The 16,450-nt window shown below is 74.5% G+C and carries 17 protein-coding genes and 1 pseudogene; 13 read left to right on the top strand and 5 right to left on the bottom strand.

Features of this window, described 5'->3' with window-relative positions; translation table 11 throughout:
- The first annotated feature begins 230 nt into the window (after positions 1 to 230).
- From ACWGB8_RS06680 to ACWGB8_RS06695, 4 genes are all read left to right on the top strand, one after another.
- On the top strand, positions 231 to 1,670 hold the full coding sequence (locus ACWGB8_RS06680) for an MFS transporter (RefSeq protein ID WP_452211018.1): 1,440 nt from the start codon (positions 231 to 233) through the stop codon (positions 1,668 to 1,670).
- A gap of 141 nt (positions 1,671 to 1,811) precedes the next feature.
- Positions 1,812 to 2,330 carry a hypothetical protein gene (locus ACWGB8_RS06685; protein WP_452210923.1) on the top strand — a complete coding sequence of 173 codons (519 nt, stop codon included), beginning with the start codon at positions 1,812 to 1,814 and terminating at the stop codon, positions 2,328 to 2,330.
- Between the two features lie 89 nt (positions 2,331 to 2,419).
- The gene (locus tag ACWGB8_RS06690; RefSeq protein ID WP_452211020.1) at positions 2,420 to 3,154 is read left to right on the top strand and encodes a futalosine hydrolase; all 735 of its coding nucleotides are present in this window, start codon (positions 2,420 to 2,422) and stop codon (positions 3,152 to 3,154) included.
- Complete coding sequence (locus ACWGB8_RS06695; RefSeq protein WP_452210924.1) at positions 3,147 to 3,992, top strand: 1,4-dihydroxy-6-naphthoate synthase; 846 nt, start codon at positions 3,147 to 3,149, stop codon at positions 3,990 to 3,992. Before ACWGB8_RS06690 ends, ACWGB8_RS06695 begins: the two co-directional genes overlap by 8 nt.
- Before the next feature lie 57 nt (positions 3,993 to 4,049).
- Here the strand turns inward: ACWGB8_RS06695 and ACWGB8_RS06700 are convergent, their stop codons facing one another.
- Entirely contained in the window at positions 4,050 to 4,433 is a 384-nt protein-coding gene (locus tag ACWGB8_RS06700) for a cold-shock protein (RefSeq protein ID WP_452210925.1), read from the bottom strand.
- 444 nt (positions 4,434 to 4,877) lie between these two features.
- Between ACWGB8_RS06700 and ACWGB8_RS06705 the strand changes: the two genes are divergently transcribed.
- Positions 4,878 to 5,120: a hypothetical protein gene (locus ACWGB8_RS06705; protein WP_452210927.1), complete on the top strand. Its 243-nt coding sequence runs from the start codon at positions 4,878 to 4,880 to the stop codon at positions 5,118 to 5,120.
- 19 nt (positions 5,121 to 5,139) lie between these two features.
- Here ACWGB8_RS06705 and ACWGB8_RS06710 read toward each other — a convergent pair whose 3' ends face one another.
- Positions 5,140 to 5,793: an HAD family hydrolase gene (locus ACWGB8_RS06710; RefSeq protein ID WP_452210928.1), complete on the bottom strand. Its 654-nt coding sequence runs from the start codon at positions 5,791 to 5,793 to the stop codon at positions 5,140 to 5,142.
- A 289-nt stretch (positions 5,794 to 6,082) separates the two neighbouring features.
- Between ACWGB8_RS06710 and ACWGB8_RS06715 the strand changes: the two genes are divergently transcribed.
- Positions 6,083 to 7,066 carry an ABC transporter substrate-binding protein gene (locus ACWGB8_RS06715; protein WP_452210930.1) on the top strand — a complete coding sequence of 328 codons (984 nt, stop codon included), beginning with the start codon at positions 6,083 to 6,085 and terminating at the stop codon, positions 7,064 to 7,066.
- Between the two features lie 132 nt (positions 7,067 to 7,198).
- On the opposite strand, the gene ACWGB8_RS06720 is transcribed toward ACWGB8_RS06715, so the two are convergent.
- Complete coding sequence (locus tag ACWGB8_RS06720) at positions 7,199 to 8,698, bottom strand: MFS transporter (RefSeq protein ID WP_452210931.1); 1,500 nt, start codon at positions 8,696 to 8,698, stop codon at positions 7,199 to 7,201.
- Positions 8,699 to 8,827: 129 nt separating this feature from the next.
- Here ACWGB8_RS06720 and ACWGB8_RS06725 point away from each other — a divergent pair, with 129 nt between their 5' ends.
- The 6 genes and pseudogenes from ACWGB8_RS06725 to ACWGB8_RS06750 all read left to right on the top strand — a co-directional run bounded on the left by ACWGB8_RS06725 (position 8,828) and on the right by ACWGB8_RS06750 (position 13,101).
- The gene (locus ACWGB8_RS06725) at positions 8,828 to 9,547 is read left to right on the top strand and encodes a TetR/AcrR family transcriptional regulator C-terminal domain-containing protein (RefSeq protein WP_452210932.1); all 720 of its coding nucleotides are present in this window, start codon (positions 8,828 to 8,830) and stop codon (positions 9,545 to 9,547) included.
- Positions 9,548 to 9,712: 165 nt separating this feature from the next.
- Positions 9,713 to 10,165 (top strand): annotated as a pseudogene (locus tag ACWGB8_RS06730) (NAD(P)-dependent oxidoreductase); the annotation flags it as partial.
- A 96-nt stretch (positions 10,166 to 10,261) separates the two neighbouring features.
- Positions 10,262 to 11,245 carry an epimerase gene (locus tag ACWGB8_RS06735; protein ID WP_452211022.1) on the top strand — a complete coding sequence of 328 codons (984 nt, stop codon included), beginning with the start codon at positions 10,262 to 10,264 and terminating at the stop codon, positions 11,243 to 11,245.
- Positions 11,246 to 11,378: 133 nt separating this feature from the next.
- The gene (locus ACWGB8_RS06740; protein WP_452210933.1) at positions 11,379 to 12,029 is read left to right on the top strand and encodes a phosphotransferase; all 651 of its coding nucleotides are present in this window, start codon (positions 11,379 to 11,381) and stop codon (positions 12,027 to 12,029) included.
- 116 nt (positions 12,030 to 12,145) lie between these two features.
- Positions 12,146 to 12,640, top strand: a complete 495-nt coding sequence (locus tag ACWGB8_RS06745; RefSeq protein ID WP_452210935.1) for a MarR family winged helix-turn-helix transcriptional regulator — start codon at positions 12,146 to 12,148, stop codon at positions 12,638 to 12,640.
- On the top strand, positions 12,637 to 13,101 hold the full coding sequence (locus tag ACWGB8_RS06750; RefSeq protein ID WP_452210937.1) for a MarR family transcriptional regulator: 465 nt from the start codon (positions 12,637 to 12,639) through the stop codon (positions 13,099 to 13,101). The genes ACWGB8_RS06745 and ACWGB8_RS06750 overlap by 4 nt, the downstream gene beginning before the upstream one ends.
- 129 nt (positions 13,102 to 13,230) lie before the next feature.
- Here ACWGB8_RS06750 and aspS read toward each other — a convergent pair whose 3' ends face one another.
- On the bottom strand, positions 13,231 to 14,538 hold the full coding sequence (gene aspS, locus ACWGB8_RS06755) for an aspartate--tRNA(Asn) ligase (protein WP_452210938.1): 1,308 nt from the start codon (positions 14,536 to 14,538) through the stop codon (positions 13,231 to 13,233).
- Positions 14,539 to 14,900: 362 nt separating this feature from the next.
- Here aspS and ACWGB8_RS06760 point away from each other — a divergent pair, with 362 nt between their 5' ends.
- The gene (locus tag ACWGB8_RS06760; RefSeq protein WP_452210940.1) at positions 14,901 to 15,497 is read left to right on the top strand and encodes a dihydrofolate reductase family protein; all 597 of its coding nucleotides are present in this window, start codon (positions 14,901 to 14,903) and stop codon (positions 15,495 to 15,497) included.
- Between the two features lie 41 nt (positions 15,498 to 15,538).
- Here ACWGB8_RS06760 and ACWGB8_RS06765 read toward each other — a convergent pair whose 3' ends face one another.
- Positions 15,539 to 16,201, bottom strand: a complete 663-nt coding sequence (locus ACWGB8_RS06765; RefSeq protein ID WP_452210942.1) for a hypothetical protein — start codon at positions 16,199 to 16,201, stop codon at positions 15,539 to 15,541.
- Between the last annotated feature and the right edge of the window lie 249 nt (positions 16,202 to 16,450).

The following is a 16,450-nucleotide window of genomic DNA, read 5'->3' on the forward strand; positions in this document are numbered from 1 at the left end:
CGGCGCCGCGACAGCAGCCCCCGGTCCCGGCCGCGGAAGAACCGCAGGCGGTGGACGGTTCCGGGCCGCCCGCGACCGGCCGGCCCGGCGTCCCGGTGGACCTCGTCAAGCACCCCGGCGGGCAGCCGGACGGACACGGCGGAGGGCGTCCGGACGGGCACGGCGGACCGGACGGGGTCGACAGGCCGGAGGGGGGCGACAGGCCGGAGGGGGGCGACGGACCCGGTGTAATCGACCGATCCGACGGCCTCCTCGACGACGGCGCCGAGGAATCGACGTCCCGCAACTTCCTGGTCCGCACCGCCTCCGCCGCCGGCTCCCGCACCGGCAAGGTGGTGCACGGCACCGGCCGCCGGATCCGCCGGGCCACCTCCGCCGAGGGCGCCGGGGAGTCCGGCCTCGCCAAGCTGATCGAGCTGCACGCGCTGAACTCCTTCGGCGACATGCTGATCACCGTCGCCCTCGCGTCGACCATCTTCTTCTCGGTACCGACCGGCGAGGCCCGCGACCGGGTCGCGCTCTACCTGCTGATCACCATGGCGCCGTTCGCCCTGCTCGCCCCGGTGATCGGCCCGCTGCTGGACCGGCTGCCGCACGGCCGCCGGGCCGCCATGGCGATGTCGATGCTGACCCGCGCCGTCCTCGCCTGGACGATGGCCGGCACGGTGACCACCGGCAGCCTCGCCCTCTATCCGGAGGCGCTGGGCGTCCTGGTGGCGTCCAAGGCGTACGGGGTGGTGCGCAGCGTGGTGGTGCCCCGGCTGCTGCCGAGCCGGCTGTCACTCGTGAAGGCGAATTCCCGGGTCACCCTGGCGGGCCTGCTGGCCACCATGGTGGCCGCCGGGGTGGGCGGCCTGCTGCACCTGGTCGGGCCGGGCTGGCCGCTGCGCGGGGCGTTCCTGGTGTTCGTGGTCGGCACCCTGATGGCCTTCCACCTGCCGCACAAGGTGGACTCCGCCAAGGGCGAGCAGCGGGCCGTCCTGCACGCCGAGGAGCACCCGCACCACGGCCTGCACCTGCCCGGCCACGCCCCGCCCCCGCCGCCGCCGCCCCGACCGGATCGGCCCAAGGCCAACCTCCGGACGGTCGGCCCCTCGGTGATCATGGCGTTGCGGGCGATGTCGGCGCTGCGCTGGCTGGTCGGCTTCCTGGTGATGTTCCTGGCCTTCCTGCTGCGCGAGGACCCGATCGGCGGGCTCCAGCCGACCGTGGCGCTCGGCCTGGTGGCCCTGGCCGCCGGGCTCGGCAACGCGCTGGGCTCGGTGCTCGGCTCCTGGCTGCGCACCCGCGGCTCCGAGGCGACGGTGACCGCGATGCTGCTGCTGGCCACCTGCGCGGCGACCGCGGCGGCCCTCTGGTACGGCCTGGTGACGGTGCTGGTGGTCGCCGCCAGCGCCGGGACGGCGGCCTCGCTGGGCAAGCTGGCCCTGGACGCGCTGATCCAGCGGGACGTCCCGGAGTCCGTACGGACCTCGGCGTTCGCCCGCTCGGAGACGGTGCTGCAGCTGTCCTGGGTGGCGGGCGGCATGGTGGGCATCCTGCTGCCGCTGGACGGCGCGCTCGGCCTGTGGCTGGCGGCCGGGGTGGTGGGCGTGGTGCTGCTGCTCACCCTGCGCTCGCTGTTCCGGACAGGGGTGCGGCACCGCCCGGCCGCACCCCGGGTGGCGTAGCGGCACGTCCGGCGCGGATCGACGACCGGGCCGCCGCGGATCGGCGACCGGCCCGGGGCGGCCCGGGGGTGACGCCCGGGCAACACGCTGTGGCGCACCCCCGCGTCGCGTGATCGGGCAAGCCCGGTAGATTCTCATCCCATGAGCCTCAACACCCGTGCCATCGCCGCCCTCGGCGCCGTCGTCGTGATCGGCGCGGCCACGGTGGGCGCCTCCATCGCCGTCGCCTCCGACCAGGAGCACCCGAGCGACCACCGCGCCACCCTCACCGTCGGCCGCTCGTCCATCGAGCGGGAGCCGCTGTGCTCCACCGACCACGGCAAGGCCCCGATCGACACGGACGCGTGCGACCAGGCCATCGAGGCCGCCATCGCCAAGGGCGAGCTGCCGACCCTCGACGTCACCCCGAGCGACCAGGTCGGCGTCGGCGTGAGCCCCGACGTGGCCGAACGCGGCTGGTACTCCTTCACCAACGGCGGCCCGCAGGGCAAGTCCGTGCTGGCCTCGGTCCGCAAGGACTCCACCTACTCCGGCTCGGTCTCGGCCGGCACGGTGATGAGCTCCGGCAAGGAGACCCTGGTCACCGTCATCGAGCGGGACAAGACCTCGGGCGACATCTACGGCGTCTGGTACTTCAAGCTGAACAACAAGGGCGTCTGACGGTCCCGGTGACCGCGCCCCAGCACGCGCCGCAGCACGAGCCGCAGGCACGGCACGCGACCGAGCGGTCGGGCCCCGAGCGGGCCCGGCTGCTCGTCGTCGTGGCGGTGCAGCCCGAGGCCGACGCCGTGCTGCGCGGCCTGCGCGGCGAACCCTCCGCACTGCCCCTGCCCGGCGGGCTGCTGCACCGCAGCGCGCACTCCTCCGGGGTGGACGTCGACGTGCTGGCCGGCGGGGTCGGCCCGGCCGCCTCCGCCGCCGCGGCCTCCGCCGCACTGGCCGCCCACCGCTACGACCTGGTGGTCTCCGCCGGGATCGCCGGCGGCTTCGCCCCGCACGCGCCGGTCGGCGCGACCGTGGTCGCCGACCTGATCGTCGCCGCGGACCTGGGCGCCGAGACCCCCGACGGCTTCGCGTCCGTCACCGACCTGGGCTTCGGCACCGTCCGGCACACCCCCGCGCCCGCCGCCGTCGCCCTGGCCGCGCGGGCGCTGGAAGCCGGCCGCGGCGCCGACCCGGCACCGGCCGGCCCCGTCCTGACCGGCCCCGTCCTGACCGTCTCCACCGTGACCGGCAGCGCCGAACGGGCCGCCGCACTGGCCGCCCGCCACCCCGGCGCCGCGGCCGAGGCGATGGAGGGCTTCGGCGTGGCCGAGGCCGCCGCCCGGCACGGCCTCCCCGTCCTGGAACTGCGGACGGTCTCCAACCCCGTCGGCCCCCGCGACCGCGCCGCCTGGCGGATCGGCGAGGCGCTGGCCGCCCTGGAACGGGCCTTCGGGCTGCTCCCGTACCCCGAACTGCTGAAGGAGGCCGGCCGTGGCTGAGCGGCTGAGCATCGCCTACTCGCCCTGCCCGAACGACACCTTCGTGTTCCACGCCTGGGCGCACGGCCGGGTGCCCGGCGCGGACGCCCCCGAGGTCACCTTCGCCGACATCGACGTCACCAACGGCCTGGCCGAGCGCGGCGAGCTGGACGTCCTCAAGATCAGCTACGGCGCGCTCCCCTGGGTGCTGGACGAGTACACCCTGCTGCCCTGCGGCGGGGCGCTCGGCCGCGGCTGCGGCCCGCTGGTGCTGACCCGCCCGGAGACGCCCGAGGACCTCACCGGCAAGACCGTCGCCGTCCCCTCCGAGCGCTCCACCGCCTACCTGCTGTTCCGGCTGTGGGCCGCGAAGGCGGTACCCGGCGGCTTCGGCCGGATCGTGGTGCTGCCGTTCCACGAGATCATGCCCGCCGTCCGGGACGGCCGGGTCGACGCCGGCCTGGTCATCCACGAGGCCCGCTTCACGTACGGGCAGTACGGGCTGCGCAGCCTCGCCGACATGGGCGAGGTCTGGGAGCGCGAGACCGGCCTGCCGATCCCGCTCGGCGCGATCGTGGCCCGGCGCTCGCTGGGCGCCGAGCGGCTTAACGCGCTGACCGCGGCGATCCGCGGCTCCGTCCGGCAGGCGTGGGCCGACCCCGCGGCCTCCCGCGACTACGTGCTGGCGCACGCCCAGGAGATGGACCCGGCCGTCGCCGACCAGCACATCGCGCTGTACGTCAACGAGTTCACCGCCGACCTCGGCGAGGAGGGCTACGCAGCCGTCCGCGCGCTGCTCACCCGGGCCGCCGCGGAGGGGCTGGTGCCCCCGCTCGACCCGGGTGCGCTCGACTTCTGAGGCCCGCCCGACCACGCACGCGGTGGGGCCGCCCGCCCGGGGTGGCCCGCCGTTCGCCTACACGTCGAACTGGTCGGCCACCGCGCGCAGCACTCCGGCGAGCTTCTGACCGGTCGGCTTCGCCGGGTAGCGGCCGTGCTGCAGCCCGGGCAGGACGGCGTCCATCATCGTGATCAGGTCCTGGACGAGGGCGGCCATGTCGTCCGGGCTCTTGCGCTGCGCGGCGGCCACCGACGGCAGGGCGTCCAGCAGCTGCACCGCCATCGCCTGGTCGCCCCGGTGGCCCGCGACGACGCCGAACTCGACCCGCTGGCCCGGCTTCAGCGCGGTGACACCGGCGGGCAGCGCCTTGGTGTGCACGAAGACGTCGCCGCCGTCGTCACGCGACAGGAAGCCGAAACCCTTCGTCTCGTTGAACCACTTGACCTGGCCGGTGGGCATCTCGAACAGTCCTCGATGTGGGTGTGAGGGATCCCCGACCGCGGCCGGGGATCACTGGGTGGTGGGGAGAGCGGGCCGACCCTCGGTCCGCGCCGGAGGGCGCTCGTGGTCAGCACGCTGTGGAGAGCAGACTAACGGTCCGTCACCGGCTCATCCGCGTTCCGCGAAAGATCCGTACGCGGCTCTGGCGGCCGCGGGCGAACCGGGTTCGGTACGGCCGGGGCGCGGCACGGCGCTGTCCACAGGCTCACACCCCCGGTCGCAGAGAGCGGGGCGCACCTGTCGCACCCCTCGGCACAGCGTGCATACCCCCGCCCAGCAGGGATCAAAACTCCCAGCTCCCGGAAAACTGCGCAACGTGACGATGCGCACGCCCGACCGACCGGGCCGCCGCCTCTGCCAGACTGGTGCCCGGCCAGGCCCCCGCCAGACAGGAGCGACCCCGTGAGCAGCCAGACCACCGACCCCGGCGACGCCTACGTCAAGGCGGGCGCGATCGTCTTCGGTCTGGGCGCCCTCGCCACCCTGATCACCTTCGTCCCGCTCTTCCTGAACCGGACGCCGCTGCCGTCGGCCGCGTACTGGCTGAGCATGATGATGCCGCTGGGCTTCCTGCTCGCCCTGGCCGGCCTGCTGCTGAACGCCCGCGCCCAGCGCCGCCGGGTCCGGGCGAACGCCGCGGGCTGAGGCCGGCGGGCACCCGGGCCTAGGGCCTGACCGCCGCCGCCAGGTGCGCGGTGAGCCAGGCCGGGAAGGCCGTCAGGTCCGGCAGCACCACGTCGGCGCCGGCCGCCAGCAGTTCCTCGGCCGAGTACGGGCCGGTCGCCACGCCGACCGCGACCGCCCCCGCGTGCCGGGCGCCCCGGATGTCGCCGAGGTGGTCGCCGACGTAGATGCCGGCGCCGTGCTCGCGCAGCGCGTCGCCCTTGGTCTCCGCCCACAGGTCGCCGACCAGCGCGTCCGCGTGCAGACCGGCGTGCTCCAGGTGGAGGCGGGCGTTGGGCTCGTACTTGCCGGTGATCACCGCGACCCGGCCGCCGTGGGCCCGGACCGCCGCCACCGCCTCGTGCGCGCCCGGCAGGGCCACCGTGGGCCCGAAGGCGTGGTCCCGGTACAGCGCGCGGTAGCGGTCGGCGACCGCCTCCAGCCCCTCGGCCGGGAACCAGTTGCGCAGCTCGTCCAGCAGCGGCGGACCGAGCCGGGTGACGACCAGGTCGGCGTCCACCCAGGTGCCGGTCTCGGCGGTGAGCGCCAGGTAGGTGGCCCGGATGCCGGGGCGGGTGTCGAGCAGGGTCATGTCGAGGTCGAAGCCGACGGTGAGCCGAGCGGTGTGCGGGGTGGTGTCCGGGGTGGCTGGCATGGCGCCAGGCTATCCAACGGCCCCGTCCCGGCCGAACGGGATTCCCGACGCCCCGACCCTCCGCGCTCCCCGGGCCGCACCGGGCCGACCGGGCCGACCGGGCGCGCCGAGATGCGGGAACGGGCCGGGATCGGCCGGGGCGGGCCGTGAATTCGCCATAATCGACGCTGTTCCGCACATATCCGGTCATCCTGCAGAGGCGGAGCGGTGCGGTTCGACGCCGTTCGGGTCCGGCGCCGTTCGAGTCCGGTGCCGCCCCCGCCCCCGCCCCGCCGTCCGAGGACCGCCGATGCCCCCGATCCCCCGCCGCGCCCTGTTCGCCGCCCTCGGGGCCCTCGCCCTCACCGGCTGCACCGCCCGGCCCGGCCTGCCGCCCATCGGCCCGGACACCGCGGACGCCGACGGCTCCGCGACCGCCCCGGGGGCCGCGCCCGCGACCACCGTCGGCACCGCTATGGGCCCGGTCACCGTCCCCGGCACCCCGCTGCGCGTCGTCACCCTGGACACCGCCGAACTCGACTCCGCACTCACCCTCGGCATCACCCCCGTCGGCGCCGCCCGCACCACCGCCGACCCGGCCTTCCCCTCGTACTGGCCCGCCTCCCGGCTCGCACCGATCGCCCCCGTCGGCACCGTCGGCGAACCCCACCTCGCCGCGATCCGCGCCCTGCGGCCGGACCTGGTCCTCGGCAACCGGGAACGCGACGGCGCCCGCTACGACCGGCTGCGCGAGATCGCCCCGACCGTCCTCACCCAGAGCACCGGCCCCGGTTGGAAGGCCGACTTCCAGCTGCACGCCCAGGCACTCGGCCGCCAGGCCGCGGCCGCCGCCTTCGTCGGCTCCTACCAGCGCCACGTCGCGCAGGTCGCCCAGGCGCTGTCCGCGGTCCACGCCGACGGCCGCCGGATCAGCCTGGTCCGCTTCACCGAGGGCGGGGCGATCCACCTGTACGGGCGGCAGAGCTTCCCCGGCACCCTGCTCACCGACCTCGGGCTCCCCCGGCCCGACGCCCAGAACACCGACCGGCCCTTCGTCGAGGTCCCGCCCGACCAGCTCGCCGCCGCCGACGGCGACCTCCTCCTGTACGCCGCCCAGGGCGACCCCGGCCGCACCGCCGCCGCCGCCGTCCGGTCCGGCCCCGCCTGGCAGGCCCTCGCCGCCGTCCGCGCCCACCGCGCCTTCCCGGTCGACGACCGCCTCTGGTTCCAGGGCATCGGGTACACCGGCGCCAACGCCGTCCTCGCCGAGCTCCAGCACTTCCTCGGCGCCTGACCGGCGCGGGCCGGCCCCGTGCGGGCCCGCCCGCGTACAGCTTGCCCCGTGCAGCTCGGCCTCCGTGCCGTCGGCCGACGCCGAAGGCCGGCACCCCCGTGGGGGTGCCGGCCTCTCGACAGAGCAGGTGGATCAAGCAGCCAGTTCGGCCTCCTGCTCCGCCTCCACGGCGGGCGCGGTCTTCTTGTCGCGCATCACCAGGGTGGCCAGGACCGCGGCGGCGAGGACGCCGATCGCGCTGACGGTGAAGGTGGTGGACATCGAGGAGGTGAAGGCCTCCCGGGCGGCGGCGATCAGGCCGGCGTCGCCGTTCGCCGCGGCCAGGGCGCCGCCGATCGACTGCTTGGCCTGGGCCGGGGTGTCGGCGGGCATCCGGTCGGCGAAGCCGCTGGAGAGCAGCGAGCCGAGAATGGCGATGCCGAGGGCGGTACCGGCCTGCTGGATGGTGTCGTTCAGCGCGGAGCCGACGCCCGCCTTCTCCTCCGGGATGGTGCCCATCAGGGCGCCGACCGCGGCCGGCATCGCGAGGCCGGCGCCGAGGCCGAGCAGGGCGAGCGCGGTGGCGGGGACCGCGAACCCGGTCTCGGCGGTGACGGTGGTGAGGAGGGCGAACGAGCCGGCCATGGAGAGCATTCCGGCGAGCACCAGCGGGCGGTTGCCGATCTTCGCGGCGAGCCCGGCGCCGGCGCCGTTGCCGATCAGGGCGGCGACGGCCAGCGGGACGAACGCGACGCCGGCCTTGATCGGCGACCAGCCGAGGACGAACTGCAGGTACTGGGTGAGGACGAGCAGCAGGCCGCCGTTGCCGATCTGGACGAGGGCGAGCGAGACCGAGCCGCCGGTGAAGTTGCGATGCTTGAAGAGGACCAGCGGGACCATCGGCGACTTGGTGACGTTCTCCCAGACCACGAACCCGACGAGGGCGACGACCGCGACGGCCAGGGTGACGAGCGAGCGGCCCTCGAAGGCACCGTGCTGCGGGATCTCGATGATCCACCAGATCAGGGCGGTCATGCCGGTCGCGGAGAGCACCGCGCCGAGCGGGTCGGGCTTCTGCCAGGGGGCCTTGGACTCGGGCATCAGGACGAGGCCGGCGATGACGGCGAGCACGACGACGGGGACGTTGATCAGGAAGATCGACTGCCACGAGAAGTGGTCGATGAGCACACCGCCGAGCACCGGGCTGCCGACCAGGCCGAGCATGGAGACCGAGCCCCAGGCCGCCATCGCCTTGCCGCGCTCGTCCTCCTCGAAGACGGTGATGAGGATGGAGAGGGTGGAGGGCATGATCAGCGCGCCGCCGACGCCCATCGCGATCCGGGCGGCGATCACCTCGCCGGGGTCGGTGCAGAAGTTCGCGGCCAGTGAGGCGGCCCCGAAGAGCACCAGGCCGATGATCATCACCTTGCGGCGCCCGTACCGGTCACCGAGGCTGCCGGAGGTGAGCAGGAGCCCGGCGAAGACGAGGATGTAGGAGTCCAGGATCCACTGGATGTCGCCGGCGCTCGCACCGAGTTCGGCCGCCATCGAGGGCACCGCCACCGTCAGCGCCATGCTGTCCACGACCAGGACGAGCGAGCTGAGGCAGAGCACGATCAGGATCCACCAGCGGCGTGGGTTGCGGTCTTCCATGACGATTCCTTTCGGTTGCGCACACTGTTCCGTCGATGCGCACACTGTACGCAGAGAGGAACAGTGTGCGCAATAGGCGACTCCTGTACGCTGGATGCGAACGGTGTGCGCACTGAAAGGGAGGACCCCGTGGCCGCCAAGACCAACCCGATCCCGTCCGTCTGGGCCCGCCAACAGCGCGAGACCGACCAGCCGGCGCTGAGCAGGGACGCGATCGTCCGCGAGGCGATCGCGATGCTGGACGCCGACGGCGTCGAGGCGCTCAGCATGCGCAAGCTCGCCGCCCGCCTGAACGCGGGCGCGACCTCGCTCTACCGGCACGTCGCCACCAAGGACGAGCTGATGGAGCTCGCGGTGGACGAAGTGGTCGCCGAGATCAGCGTCCCGCCGGCCGGCGACCCGGACTGGCGCGCCGCCGTCACCGAGGCCGCCGCCTCCTTCCGCGCGACGGCCCTGCGCCACCCGTGGATGTCCGCGGTCCTCGGCCACGCGGGCCTCGCCTACCTGGGCCCCAACCTCATGGCGTACGCCGAGCGGCTGGCCGCCCTGTTCACCGCGGTGGGCTTCCCCGAGCCGAGCCGGGCGATCGACACCGTCATGGCCTACGTCATCGGGATGAGCACCACCGAGGCGGCCTGGCTGACCACGGTCGCACGCTCGGGCGAGAGCGAGGGCGACTTCATCGCCCGCCTGATGCCCGCCGCACAGGTGGCGGCGAACGAGCACGAGCACCTCGCGGGCGCGTACGCCGAAGCCACGATCATCGACCCGGTGGGCATCCGCGAGACCAAGTTCGCGTACGGCCTGGAGGTCCTGATCGACGGGCTGGCACTCCGCCTGCCGCACTGATCGCACGGCGGGAGACCGGGGCGGCGGCCGGGCCCGGGCCCCGCGGGCGTCCCGTCAGCCGGCCGGGCCGCCCGGAGCAGACCGGTCACGGCCGGGACCGCCGCCCACAGGTCGCCGGTACCCGCCTCGCCCGCCAGCGCGTCGAAGGTCTCGACGGTCGTCGACCTCGCGCTCGCCGCCGGACACACCGTCACCGCCGTCGTCCGCGACCCGGCCCGACTGCCCGCCTTCGAGCACGGCACCCCGATCCCCGCCCGCGCCGACGTGCACCAGCCCGGCGCCCTGCACGGCCCGCTGACCGGCCAGGACGCCGTCGTCTCCACCCTCGGCACCGCCGGCCGGGACGCCACCACCGTCTTCTCGGGCGGCGCCCGCGAACTGGTCTCGGCCGCCCGGGCCGGCGGCGTCGGACACCTGGTGGCAATGTCGTCGGCCGGCCTGGAGAGCGACCACCTGCCCTTCGCCCAGCGGGTGGTGACCCGGCTGGTCGCCGACCGCGTCTACCGGGAGATCCACCGCGACCTGGCCCGGATGGAGGAGGTGCTCGAACACTCCGACACCGTGTGGACCGTCGTCCGCGTGCCGATGCTCAAGGACGGCCCCGCCTCCGCCGGACGCACCGCACGGACTGCCCGCCGAGGTGGGGGCGGCCCACTTTTGAACACGTTCACATTGCGGCTAGACTCGCATCGACGGCATCGAGGGGGGATTGCGGTGAAGATCGTGCTGCCCGGGGGTTCCGGGCATCTGGGGCGGGCGCTGGAGCGGGCGTGGAGTGCGGCGGGGCACGAGGTGGTGGTGCTGACGCGGGGGCCGGGCCGGGGGCGCGAGGTGCATTGGGACGGCCGCACCCTGGGGCCCTGGGCCGAGGAGATCGACGGCAGCGACCTGGTGGTGAACCTGGCCGGACGGAGCGTCAACTGCCGCTACACGCCGGCGAACCTCCAGGAGATGATGGACTCCCGCGTGCACTCCGCCCGCGTCGTCGGCGAGGCGATCCGCGCCTCCGCCCGGCCGCCGCGCGTCTGGCTGCAGATGAGCACGGCCACCGTCTACGCCCACCGCTTCGACGCCCCGAACGACGAGGCGACCGGCGTGCTCGGCGGCAGCGAACCGGGCGTCCCCGGCTACTGGGCGAACAGCATCCGGATCGCCGAGGCCTGGGAGCAGGTCCAGGCGGAGGCGGACACCCCGGAGACCCGCAAGGTGGCGCTCCGTACGGCGATGGTGATGGGCCCGGAGCGCGGCGGCGCCTTCGAGTCGCTGCTGCGGATGGTCCGGCTGGGGCTCGGCGGGCCGGTGGCCGGCGGGTCCCAGTACGTGTCGTGGATCCACGAGCGCGACTTCGTCCGTGCCCTCGACCTCCTCGCGGCCCGGGACGACATCACCGGCCTGGTGAACCTCGCCACCCCGAACCCGCTGCCCTACCGCGACTTCATGCGGAACCTGCGGACGGCCTGGGGCGGTGTCCCGGTGGGCCTGCCCGCGACTCGCTGGATGGCCGAGATCGGCGCGTTCGCCCTCCGCTCGGACACCGAGCTGCTGCTGAAGAGCCGCCGCGTCGTCCCGGGACGGCTGCTGGAGGCCGGGTTCGACTTCCGGTACCCGCACTGGCCGGAGGCCGCCGCCGACCTCACCCGGCTCGTCCGTGGCGGTGGCGGCCGCAACCGGAGCGCCTGGTTCGCCGCGTCCGCCTGACCCGGCGTCCCCGGCCCTGAACGGCGCCGGCCCCGGCGGGGTCTCCCCGCCGACGGCCCGGCGCCCCGGACTCGGCACCCCGGCCCCGGCATCCCGAACTCGGCGCCTCGAACTCGGTGCTAGGTTCGGCCGAATGAACATCGGGGAGTTGGTGGGGGCGGGCCGGACCGCGGACGTGTTCGCGTTGGACGACGGCCGGGTGCTGCGGCGGTACCGCGACGGTTCGGACGCGTCGGGCGAGGTCGCCGTCATGGCCCACCTCGCGGCACACGGCTACCCGGTGCCGGCCGTCTGGCCGGGGACGGAACCGGGCGACCTGGTGATGGAACGGCTCTCCGGGACGACCATGCTGGAGGCCCTGGGCCGTGGCGAGATCACGCCCGAGGACGCCGGCGCGATGCTGGCCGAACTGCTGCGACGGCTGCGGACGGTACCCGCGCGCCACGCCGCCGACCCTTCGCACCGCATCCTGCACCTGGACCTGCACCCGGACAACGTCGTACTGACCCCGCAGGGGCCGATCGTGATCGACTGGGCGACCGCGGCGGAGGGGCCGCCCGGCCTGGACGCCGCGATGGCCGCGCTCATCCTCGCGCAGGCCGCCCTGACCATCCCCGCCGCACGGGAGCGGGCGCCCGTCATCCTCGCCGCGATGCTCGAACGGCTCGACGCCGTCGCAGCCGAGGACCTGGCAGTGGCCAGGGCCCGTCGGGCTGCCAATCCGATGCTCAGCGCGGAGGAGATCGGCGTGCTCGACGAGGCGCTCGACCTGATCACCCGCTGACCCGGACGGAAGTCCGGCCTCCACCGGGGGCGGCCGCGGCCTCCGGGGCGCTGCGGCCGCCCCCTCGCACCCCCAGAACAGTAGCCATGGACATAGTAGCCATGTACTCTATTGCCATGAGCAAGGGTTCCCCGGGCCCCACCCCCGGCTTCCTGGTGTGGCGACTCGCCAACAAGTGGCGCGTCGCGGTCGACCGTGCGGTGGCGCCGCTGAGCCTCACCCACGCGCAGTACTCGCTGGTCGCCTCGCTGTACGGCATGCAGCGCACGGGCGAACGGCCGAGTCAGCGCCGACTCGCCGACCACACCGGCATGGAGGCGCTGTACGTCTCGAAGCTGGCGCGCGCCCTGGAGTCGGCCGGACTGATCGAGCGCACCCGCGATCCCCGCGACCCCCGCGCCGTACAGCTCGCCCTCACCGAGGAGGGTGCGGCCGTCACGCGCAAGGCCGTCGCGGTGGTCCAGGACCTGCACCAGCAGTTGCTGGAACCGCTCGGCGGCCCGGACGCCCCGCGGACGCGCCTGCTGACCGACGAACTGCTGACCCTGCTCGACGCACCTCTCGCTCCATCCGTGACGAACAACGAGAGCACTCAGGGGACACCACCATGACCAGCACCAGCACCGCCGCCACGGGCACCGCCCCGCTCGCCGACGCCCGCGCCCTCGGCCTGGCCCACTACGCCGCCCGCGGCGTCTTGGAGCTCGTCCTCGCCCGGCACGGCGTCACCTTCCAGCAGCAGATCGCCCTGCGCACCGTGGTCACCGCCGAGAGCCCGCAGACGCCGGAGGGCGTCGTCGCCCAGGTCCGGAGCACCCTCAAGGCCGATCCGGACGCCGTCCGCACCACCCTCGACGAACTCCTCGCCAAGGACCTCCTCGTCGCGGACGGCGAGCACCTGCGCCCGACCGACGCAGGGCGCGAACTGCTCGCCGCCGCGGCCGCCGAGACCGCGCCGGTCAGCGCCCGCATCTGGGGCGGGATACCCGCCGAGGACCTGGCCGCCGCCGGCCGCGTCCTCTCCCTGGTCGCCGAACGCGCCAACGCGGAGTTCGCAGCCCTGGACGCCTGAGCGCCGCGGCCGACGCCCACCGGTCGGCCCTGCCGCGCCGCGCCGCCGACCGCCCCGGCGCGCAGGAAGTCGGACCCGCCGACTTCCTGCGCAAGCGCCCCGCCCCGTCAGGACGGCTCGGGCTCGGGCTCAGGGTTCGAGGCGGTGGGGCCCGCGGAACAGGAAGGTGGCTTCACGGATCGACGGGAGACCGAGGGCGACCATGAGGAGGCGGGCGAGTCCGAGACCGAATCCGCCGTGCGGCGGGGTGCCGAAGCGGAAGCAGTCGAGGTAGCCGGCCAGCGGTCCGGGGTCCAGGCCCTTCTCCCGGGCCTGGGCGACGAGCCTCTCGTACCGGTGCTCGCGCTGGGCGCCAGTGGTGATCTCGACGCCCTTCCACAGCAGGTCGAAGGACTCGGTGACATCCGGGTCCCGCTCGGGCCGCAGGTGGTAGAACGGGCGGACGGCGGCCGGGAAGCGGGTGACGAAGACGAACTCGTGCCCGGTCTCCTCCGCGACCAGCGCGCACAGCATCCGCTCGCCCTCGGGGTCCAGGTCCTGCTTCACCCGCTCCGGGTCCCAGCCGTGCGCCCGCAGCCGGGCCACGGCCTCGGCCATGGTGAGGCGCGGGAACGGCAGCGACGGCACGACGACCGAGGAGCCGAAGTGCTCGGCCACGGCCCGCCCGTGGCGTTCCGACACCGCGGCCAGGACGCGGCGCAGCAGGCGCTCCTCGAAGGCCATGACGTCCTCGACCCCGTCGATCCAGGCGATCTCGACGTCCACGCCGGTGAACTCGGTGGCGTGCCGGGCGGTGAAGGACGGCTCGGCCCGGAAGACCGGGCCGATCTCGAAGACCCGGTCGATGCCGCCGGCGATCGCCATCTGCTTGTAGAACTGCGGGGACTGGGCGAGGTAGGCGGTCCGGTCGAAGTAGCCGACCTCGAACACCTCTGCGCCCGATTCCGAGGCGGTACCCATGAGTTTGGGCGTGTGCAGCTCAGTGAACCCCTCGCCGGCCGCGACCTCGCGCATCGCCCGCTCGACGGTGGTCTGCACGTCGAACACCAGGTGCTGGGCGGGTCGCCGGAGGTCGAGGAAGCGCCAGTCCAGGCGCTGGTCGAGGCCGGTGCGCTCGTCGATCGGCAGTTTCGGTTCGGCCTGCGCGACGATCTCGACCCGCTGCGGCACGATCTCCAGGCCGCCGAGTTTCACCTGGGGGTTGGCGACCACCTTGCCGGTGATCTTCACCGCCGACTCGGCCGTCACCCGGTCGAAGGCCGCCTCGATGACGTCGCCCTCCCCGCCGCGCGGATGGGTGACCTGCACCAGCCCGGTGTGGTCACGGACGAGGACGAACTGCATGCGCCGCTGGAGCCGCAGGGTGTTCACCCAGCCGAAGACGGTGACCGTCTCGTCGAGGCGGGCGCGGAGGTCTGCGACGAGGGTACGCGTCATGATGTGCAACTCCCTGTTGCCGGCGCGTTGTTCGCGCCAAGGAGAGGCGGTAGACGGCCGCCTCGGGACGCGATCACCCTAGCCGGGCCACCCTCCCGGGCGCCCGCGAATTCGCCTCCCGCACGGCCGCACGGGCGATGTGACGCACATCACTCCGGCGGGCCGATGAGTGCGCGGCCGGACGGCGGTCTTCACTCACGTAGGAACGCAACAGCACCGGACGACACGGAACACCGCAGGACCGGAACACCGCAGGGGGTTCGGGCCGGCAGCGGGCCGGAACACCCGGACACCGGAAGAACCCGAACACCAGAACACCCGAACACCCCGAGCGCCCGAGCGCCGGAGACAGGAGCAGCGCCATGCGCATCGTGATCAGCGAGTTCATCAGCCTCGACGGTGTCGTGCAGGCCCCGGGCGGCAAGGAGGAGGACACCGACGGCGGCTTCGTCAACGGCGGTTGGACGCACCCCTTCTTCGACCCGGAGGTCGTGGGCGGCGCGTTCGACGAGGCCCTGAACGGGGCGGACGCGCTGCTGTACGGGCGGCGCACCTGGCAGAACATGGCGGCGGCCTGGCCGGAGCGGGCCGGCGACCCGTTCGCCGACCGGATGAACGCGATCCCCAAGTACGTCGTGTCCGACACGCTCGGCGAGGCCGACCTCACCTGGAACAACACCACGCTGATCCCCGGCGCCGGGGCGATCGGCCGGATCCGCGAACTGCGCGGCGCCGAGGGCGGCAGCCTGCTGGTGATGGGCAGCCCCAGCCTGGTGCGCACCCTGATCGCCGAGGGCCTGGTCGACGAACTCCGACTGATGATCATGCCGGTACTGGTCGGCGGCGGTAAGTCGATCTTCCCCGAGGACGGCGGCCTGCACACCCTCGAACTGGCCGCCTCGGTCACCAGCCCCACGGGCGTACTCGTCTGCACCTACCGCGCGGCCGACCGGTCGTAGTGCGCGGCACGGGGAGGGCGGCGTCCGGCACCCGCCCGGTCCTACCCGGCCGCCGCCTCCCCGCGCCGCCGCATCGTCACCACCAGCAGGAACAGCGCCGACAGCACCGCCGCCGCCCGCAGCACCCCCGGCACCGCCGCCCACACCTCGGGGCCCACCTGCTGCCCCGGCTGCAGCGGCTCGCCCCAGCGGCCCTCGGCCCGGCCCCAGAACCAGGCCGTGGTCGCGCCCAGCGCACCCAGCGGGATGCCGAGCACCGCGAACTTCCGCATCAGGTCGGAGAGCCGGTGCGACATGTAGCCGAGTCCCCAACCGGCCAGCATCACCAGCATCAGCCCACTGACCGCGCCACCGGCCAACACCCCGGCGGCGAGCAGCAGCAGCGGCGACGGCCGACGGCCCGCCAGGAGTCCGGGCCGCGGCGGCTTCCCGGACCTCGCCGCGCCGCTCCCCTTCGCCGCACCCTTCGGGGCCCGACCGGACTTCCGACCACCGGACGCCGGACCCGGCACCCCTGCGCCGGAGACACCGGACCCGCCGGACCCGCCGACCGCGTCGTCCGCACGGCCCGCGCCGCCCTCGTCCCCCGCCGCTCGCTGCTCCGGGATCGACGTCGTCGCCGGCCGGGGGGCGTCCGAGAAGTCCGTCATGACCAGCTGCCAGCCGCCACCCTCCGGCGGCGGCACGAACACCGGCGCTGCCACCGGCTCGGAGTCCCGCCCGGAATCCCGCTCGGCGTCACGTCCGGAGTCCCCCTCGGGGGCAGCTCCGGTGGACCGTTCCGCGCCGGCCGCCCCCGTCCGTTTCCGGTCCGCCGAACCCGGCCCCGAGCCCGCCGGACCCGTCGGCGAACCCGGACCCGTCGGCGAACCCGAGCCAACCGCACCCGAGGACGCCGCACCCTCACCCCCGGCGTCCGCCGCCGCCCCCGCGCCCGCGCCCGCCTCGGTCGG

This window comes from Kitasatospora sp. NPDC054939, assembly GCF_053610105.1.

Excerpts from the sequence above, each read along its gene's own strand:
- ACWGB8_RS06760 (WP_452210940.1), top strand. The coding sequence starts at position 14,901 with ATGCGCATCGTGATCAGCGAGTTCATCAGCCTCGACGGTGTCGTGCAG.
- ACWGB8_RS06715 (WP_452210930.1), top strand. The coding sequence starts at position 6,083 with ATGCCCCCGATCCCCCGCCGCGCCCTGTTCGCCGCCCTCGGGGCCCTC.
- ACWGB8_RS06740 (WP_452210933.1), top strand. The coding sequence starts at position 11,379 with ATGAACATCGGGGAGTTGGTGGGGGCGGGCCGGACCGCGGACGTGTTC.
- ACWGB8_RS06700 (WP_452210925.1), bottom strand. The coding sequence starts at position 4,433 with ATGCCCACCGGCCAGGTCAAGTGGTTCAACGAGACGAAGGGTTTCGGC.
- aspS (WP_452210938.1), bottom strand. The coding sequence starts at position 14,538 with ATGACGCGTACCCTCGTCGCAGACCTCCGCGCCCGCCTCGACGAGACG.
- ACWGB8_RS06720 (WP_452210931.1), bottom strand. The coding sequence starts at position 8,698 with ATGGAAGACCGCAACCCACGCCGCTGGTGGATCCTGATCGTGCTCTGC.
- ACWGB8_RS06745 (WP_452210935.1), top strand. The coding sequence starts at position 12,146 with ATGAGCAAGGGTTCCCCGGGCCCCACCCCCGGCTTCCTGGTGTGGCGA.
- ACWGB8_RS06685 (WP_452210923.1), top strand. The coding sequence starts at position 1,812 with ATGAGCCTCAACACCCGTGCCATCGCCGCCCTCGGCGCCGTCGTCGTG.
- ACWGB8_RS06710 (WP_452210928.1), bottom strand. The coding sequence starts at position 5,793 with ATGCCAGCCACCCCGGACACCACCCCGCACACCGCTCGGCTCACCGTC.
- ACWGB8_RS06750 (WP_452210937.1), top strand. The coding sequence starts at position 12,637 with ATGACCAGCACCAGCACCGCCGCCACGGGCACCGCCCCGCTCGCCGAC.